The following is a 6,895-nucleotide window of genomic DNA, read 5'->3' on the forward strand; positions in this document are numbered from 1 at the left end:
AGATTAGTACTGTGTCTGTTATTGAACTGCCTTACTATATTGATCGAAAACTAACAGAATATGATAACCAAGCGGTTAAATGAATTGTAGCAGAGGGTTGGACTCATAATTCCCAACCATAATCACTAAGAATATCTTTCAATAAATCAACTTATACCAACCAGTTATACCACAACCGGCTTGCTGCTTTTTTTAGTCAATACGTAGTGAGCAATCATACCGATGCAAATACCCCAAAACACCGAACTTAATCCCAAAAACTGCATACCGGATGCCGTGGCTAAAAAAGTAATCAGTGCCGACTCTCTTTGACCATCATCTTTCATGGCAATAGTAATATTGGCTGAGATAGCACCTATTAGCGCCAGACCAGCTAGAGCGGCGATCAGCTCTTTAGGTAATAAGCTAAATACCAGCACAATACTACTAGCAAACAATCCCCCCAATAAGTAAAAAATACCATTAGCGACACCAGCGATATAACGCTTTTCTTTGAGCTCGTGCGCATCTTTTCCCGTACATAGTGCAGCGGTGATTGCTGCTAATGTAATGGTGATACCTCCTACGCAAGCAACCGCTAGTGAGGCAATGCTAGTGGCCATGACAATAGGTTTCGCCGGCGTGTCATAGCCACTTAAATTTAAGATAGCCATGCCGGGTAAAAACTGTCCGCTTAAGCTCACGAGAATAAGAGGGATTGCAAGGTTAAACGTTGAATGCCATGACCATTCTGGCCAGATGAGGACGGGTATGGTCATCGTAAAGTTGATATCGACAGGGTTCATCTTGCCAAATAGTAAGCTTAAGATGACGCCACATAATAATACCCAAATCATTGTATAGCGCGGTGACAAGCGCTTGGCCAATAAATAACAGCCCAACATACTAAAAATAATAAATGGCATGGTGTCAGTGGCGACAAATAACCCTAAGCCAAATTGAAATAGGATACCTGCCATCATACCGGCGGCGATACTGTTAGGAATCCACTGTAAAACCTTATCAAAATAGCCAGTCACGCCGACCATAAAAATAACGATGGCTGAGATAATGTAAGCCGCAACGGCCTCATTAATACTCATCTGTGGAAACAATGTCACGAGCAGCACGGTTCCTGGAGCAGACCAAGCAGTCACTATCGGCGCTTTATATTTGATAGAAAGATAAATACCAGGTATCGCAGTGCCTATCGATATACCCCAAATCCAAGACGCCATCATGGCCTCTGACACTTGTGCTGCTTGTGCCGCTTGAAAGAAAATAACCAGTGGCCCTGCATAAGCAATGAGTACCGCTAAAAAGCCAGCAACGGACGCTGAAAGTGACCAGTCTTGTTTTAAATCTTGTATTACAGTTACCATCTTACGTTCCTAAAAACTCTATAATTTTATCAATTGATCATCTTTAGGATAAATATGACCTCTTATACGAGTCATTACTAGTCGATAAAAATTTATCTATAGAAACTAAGAAACTCTTAATTTTAAAAAATTAAGAGTTTCTTACTACATATCATATCGACAAGAAAATAGATGTCCTTTATATTTTTACGACATACCTGCCCACTGACTTTCCCTCTAGCATCAATGCGTAGGTGTCTTTGATATCTTCTAGGCCAATCTCGTTAGTGATACTATCTAAAGTAGCTATTTTAAACTCACCAGCCAGTTTGTCCCATGCCGCTTGCTTCTTCTCAAGCTTACATTCAACCGAGTCGATACCTATTAGTCTGACGCCTCTTAAAATAAATGGGAATACATTGGTATTGAGCTCATGTGACGCTGTTAACCCACAGCAAGTAGCAACCCCATCGTATTTTATATATTTTAGGGCATTGGCTAAAATATCACCGCCAACCGTATCGACGACCCCTGCATATCTTTCAGCCATAATGGGTTTTTTAGCATCCTCATTAAAAGTATCTCTAAGGATGACTTCTGATGCGCCAATTTGTTTAAGATAATCAATTTGTTCCTCTTTTCCTGATACGGCAACGACAGTAAAGCCAATTTTATTCAGGATAGAAACTGCTAAAGAACCCACGCCACCAGTAGCACCAGTGACTAAAACCTCACCATCTTCTGGCTTGACACCGTTATCTAGTAATTCATTAACACTCAAAGCTGCCGTTAATCCTGCCGTACCGAAAGTCATAATTTCTTTATCAGTTATTGTGTCAGGAATACGAGCAACCCATGACGCTGGCACTTTGACAAACTCTGCATGACCGCCATCAGTATTCATACCCAAGTCGTAGCCAGTCACCAATACTTTTTCTCCGACTGCAAAGGCATCAGATGTCGTTTCGTGTACCACTCCGGCCACATCGATACCGGTAATATGCGGGAACTTTCTAGTCACACCCGGATTGCCGACAGAGCTTAAAGCATCCTTATAATTTAATGATGAATAAGTTGTCTTTATGACCACTTCATCTTTATCACATTCTGGTACAGGAACTTCTTGTATTGCGCAAGAAAACACTCTGTCTGCTAGTTTCTCTACTACAAAGGCTTTCATATTTATTCCTTATATATTCTTAGGACTACAAAACCTCAATATTTGCAACGAGAGGATTATTGGCCTTTAATCACTTAAATTAGAAGTTAGCATGTCACCAATATATTTTTTATGCTACATTAATTTTCATATATCGATAGATAAATTATCGTTATGTAAAATAACATAATTGATTTATCATAACAAGATGTAAACGCTCAAGCCTTCTCGTTATAATGGACGTAGCTATGCGGCGTTGTGTCGCTAAGGATATGAATCAAACCATGAATAATGCTAAAAAAAAAGGCTCAAGCGTTGAGCGTGTTTTGCAGATAGTTGAAATGTTAGCCAAGTCTCAAAGACCTATGAGTGTCAGCGACCTAGCAGAAGCGTTAGACATACCGATACCAAGTATGTATCGGCTGCTAGAACAGCTACAGAATCTGGGATTCATCCAATTAGATCTACCTGGAAAAGTAACCTGCGGAAAACGAACTTATCAGCTAGCCATAGATTTATGGCAAAACAATCATTTCAAAACTGAAAGGCTGGCAATCTTGCAACAGCTTTCGGCACAAATAGGAGAAACGGTAGGCATTGCGATTATGCAAGATTTAGATGTGGTTTACGTCGATCGCGTATTGTCTGATTGGCCACTGCAAATATACTTACCTGCGGGTTCTCATATTCCAGTTTGGGCAAGTGCCAGTGGTAAGTTACTTCTCGCACAGCTACCTACAGATAAGTGCGAACGTATTATTGATAAAATGTCGATACATGCCTTGACCACCAACACACAGACCGATAAAAATCAGCTACTGCAGACCATCGCTAAAACGCGTGATACTCAAATAGGGATAGATAACGAAGAGTTTATTCCAGGCATGGTCGCCTGTGCGGTACTCATTCCAAATGGTGAGCAGCAAGCATTTGCCACCGTATTTACTCATGGTCCCACTGTCAAAAAGTCTTTAGAAGCGTTATTAAGCCATGTACCTCTTTTGCAGAAAGCTGCAAATGAGCTGTCTGTTGTTTTTAGTCAAGACTCTCTATAGTCATTTGTCCAATTGGGTTACTAGCAAAATACCATAGCCGTTTTTTTTCTTGATTAACAGGGTATAGATCATAAGTCACATAGGTCAAGCAGAACACAAGTTACTTAATAATTGACAACACGGTGGTTTTTTGCCAAGATATTTATGAACAATGATTTGGAGGCGATCATTAAATAGCCGTGATTTTAAATCAACTACTATTCACACCTTTCCGGTTTGTGTGTTAGTAGCTCCTACATCCGGGTTTAAGCGATTAAGATTTTTCTTAATCTTTCCTAAACCTGATGACTAATAGGAGTCACTATGCAGGTTAAATCTCAAAGAACTTGGATCAAAAACCCCCTCGACTGTTTAGACCCCGCTTATGCTGGCGGTATCGTTATTCAAAATGATCTTATTGTCGAATTAATAAGGGCTGGTGAACAACCCTTACAAGCGGTTGATGAGGTAGTGGATGCTCATGAACACGTTCTTATACCCGGCTTAATCAATAGCCACCATCACTTTTATCAGACATTGACCCGTGCTTTTCCTGCCGCCTTAAACAAAAATCTCTTCCCTTGGTTACAAAGTCTTTATCCCGTTTGGGCCAGACTAACCCCTGAAATGATAGCAACATCTACCCAAATAGCGCTTTGCGAATTACTACTCTCTGGTTGTACTACAGCCAGTGATCATCATTATTTATTTCCTAATGGTTTAGAGCATGCTATTGATATTCAAGTAGAGCAGGCAACCAAATTAGGTATCCGCGTGCACCTTACCCGTGGCTCAATGAGCTTAGGTGAAGATCAGGGCGGCCTGCCTCCTCGAACCACCATTCAAACAGATCGCGAAATCTTAGATGATAGCCAGCGATTGATTAAAGCCTATCACCAATATGAAGATGGCGCGATGACCCGCATAGCACTAGCCCCCTGCTCCCCATTTTCTGTTAGTGAAGAACTGATGCGAGCGACGGCTGATTTAGCCCAAGATCTTGATGTCAGATTACATACCCATTTGGCCGAAACCCATGATGAAACAGACTTTTGTATAAAAATGTTTGGCGTGCGTCCCGTTGATTACCTTGAGCGCGTTGGTTGGTTAAATAATCGTACGTGGCTTGCGCACGGTATTCACTTTAACGATGAAGAAATAGCACGATTGGGTAAAGCGAATGTGGGTATTGCCCACTGCCCTTCATCAAATATGTTATTAGCATCAGGACAATGCCCTACTATTGCCCTGCAAGAGGCGGGTTGCCCTGTCGGTCTTGGTGTTGATGGGTCCGCGTCAAATGACGGCTCGAACATGATTGGTGAAGTCCGTCAAGCATTATTGTTACAGCGCTTGCGCTATGGTGCTGAAGAAATAACCCATCAAAAAGCGTTTAAATGGGCAACTATAGGCTCAGCAGGATGTTTAGGTCGTGATGATATTGGCGAAATAGCGGTCGGTAAACAAGCCGATATCGCGCTATTTAAACTTGATGAAATACGCTTTGCAGGCGCAGGTTCTCCTGTTGCAGCAATACTACTTTGTGGTGCAACCAAAGCCGATAAGGTAATGGTTGCCGGTAAATGGCGTGTATTAGAGGGTCAAATAGTCGGTATCGATATGAATCAATTGATGGCGAAACAAATTACGCTAGCAGCGAATTTAGCCCGTGCTTAAAAATATGTGAATGTAAACTATATTGATGGAAATAATAGTGGCTCCCTAATTATGATTCAAACATTCTGGTATGCGCTATAGATAGTAATATTAGATTCACTAAAATATAGAGAACCTGATATTACTATAGTCAATCCACTATAAATCAAACACAGTGCTACCGGGATAAGTTTTGCGCCGCCTCTGTCTGCTCAAGCACAGTAAGCAAGAAAAATTTATACCAGTAGCGCGTTATAATATTTGTACTTATTTTATTTAGGACTGACTATAGAAGTATTTCAAGCCCTTGACTTAAGACAATCAAATTTTAGTGCTTTTCTAGTAAAATCATCTTTTATTGGCGTAATAATTTTAGATAACGTACAAGATATTTTTTGACACCAAACCAGAGAATGTTATCTATAAAAAACACGTTCACAATTTTATATAGAAGATTCTTTAAGAATACTTTATATTTTATTAAAAATCACACATGGAAAAGTGGCTAGCGATAGCCACTTTTTTTATGCTGCGTCTATAATAGACAACCTTAGCTTTACGCAACCAGACAGGATGTGTCATGAGACATTTTTATTTAGACTTCATCTTCACAGCTATCGCATTGATGGTAGCTGCATGGTGGGGATATTCACATGGCGGTATGGGCGGTTTGATAACCACCCTTTCTATTACTGCTATTTTGGCCGTTATGGAGATTTCATTATCCTTTGATAATGCGGTGGTCAACGCCTCAGTCCTCAAAGGCTGGGACGAATTTTGGAAAAAGATATTTTTAACCGTTGGTATTTTAATTGCTGTATTTGGTATGCGCTTGGTATTCCCAATTGTCATCGTTGCGGTTACCGCAGACCTTGGCATGATGCAAGTGATAGATTTGGCATTGAACGATCCTAAAGAATACTCAGCAAGACTGATGGCGCATCATGCTGAAATATCAGCCTTTGGTGGTATCTTCTTGTTACTTGTCTTCTTAAACTTTATCTTTGATGATAAAGAAGTGCATTGGTTTAACTGGCTTGAGAGCCGCTTAGCAAAGCTTGGCAAAGTGGATGCCATGAGCGTCTTCGTTGCGCTTATTGTCTTGATGTTTGCTGTATCTTGGGCCAGTGCGGAGCAAGCTTCTGCCGTACTGATTGCGGGTGTTTGGGGTATCTTGGTCTATCTTGGTGTCCAAGTTATCTCTGGTATGCTCGAGGGTGACCTTGAGGAAGACTTAGAAAATGAAGAGAAGGGTTCAGGCGCCGCAGCGACCAGCGCGATTATGAAGGGCGGTATTATCGGTTTCTTATACTTAGAAGTTCTTGATGCTTCATTCAGTTTCGATGGTGTGATTGGCGCATTTGCGATTACCAATGACGTTATTGTGATTATGCTTGGTCTGGCCATTGGTGCCATGTTTGTGCGTTCGATGACTATTTTCTTGGTAGACAAAGGCACACTTGATGAGTTCATCTATCTAGAACATGGTGCGCATTATGCCATTGGTGCTTTGGCAATTATTATGCTGCTATCAGTGAAATTCCATGTACCAGAGATTATTACTGGTTTGATTGGTATTGCCTTTATTGGTTGGGCATTGCTTGCTTCACTTAAGCATCGCAAGCAACAAGCAAAGGCGATTACTTAGTGTTGATTTTGTCTTACGTTTAAACGCTACGTTCAAATTAAGAAAAAGCGCTTTGGTA

5 protein-coding genes are annotated in these 6,895 nt (G+C 40.9%); 3 read left to right on the top strand and 2 right to left on the bottom strand.

All coding sequences use genetic code 11. From position 1 onward, the window contains the following. Positions 1–164: 164 nt before the first annotated feature. Positions 165–1,361, bottom strand: a complete 1,197-nt coding sequence (gene benE / locus H0262_RS12905; RefSeq protein WP_181211027.1) for a benzoate/H(+) symporter BenE — start codon at positions 1,359–1,361, stop codon at positions 165–167. A 178-nt stretch (positions 1,362–1,539) separates the two neighbouring features. Then, complete coding sequence (locus tag H0262_RS12910) at positions 1,540–2,520, bottom strand: YhdH/YhfP family quinone oxidoreductase (protein ID WP_181211028.1); 981 nt, start codon at positions 2,518–2,520, stop codon at positions 1,540–1,542. A 263-nt stretch (positions 2,521–2,783) separates the two neighbouring features. Between H0262_RS12910 and H0262_RS12915 the strand changes: the two genes are divergently transcribed. The 3 genes from H0262_RS12915 to H0262_RS12925 all read left to right on the top strand — a co-directional run bounded on the left by H0262_RS12915 (position 2,784) and on the right by H0262_RS12925 (position 6,837). Continuing rightward, the gene (locus tag H0262_RS12915) at positions 2,784–3,554 is read left to right on the top strand and encodes an IclR family transcriptional regulator (protein WP_181211029.1); all 771 of its coding nucleotides are present in this window, start codon (positions 2,784–2,786) and stop codon (positions 3,552–3,554) included. A 303-nt stretch (positions 3,555–3,857) separates the two neighbouring features. Next, entirely contained in the window at positions 3,858–5,210 is a 1,353-nt protein-coding gene (locus tag H0262_RS12920) for an 8-oxoguanine deaminase (RefSeq protein WP_181211030.1), read from the top strand. Between the two features lie 559 nt (positions 5,211–5,769). Then, a complete protein-coding gene (locus H0262_RS12925) occupies positions 5,770–6,837 on the top strand; it encodes a DUF475 domain-containing protein (protein WP_011513117.1) in 1,068 nt (355 codons plus the stop codon). Positions 6,838–6,895 lie beyond the last annotated feature (58 nt).

Origin of the sequence: Psychrobacter sp. D2 (genome assembly GCF_013608135.1) — a bacterium.
Taxonomy (GTDB): domain Bacteria; phylum Pseudomonadota; class Gammaproteobacteria; order Pseudomonadales; family Moraxellaceae; genus Psychrobacter; species Psychrobacter cryohalolentis.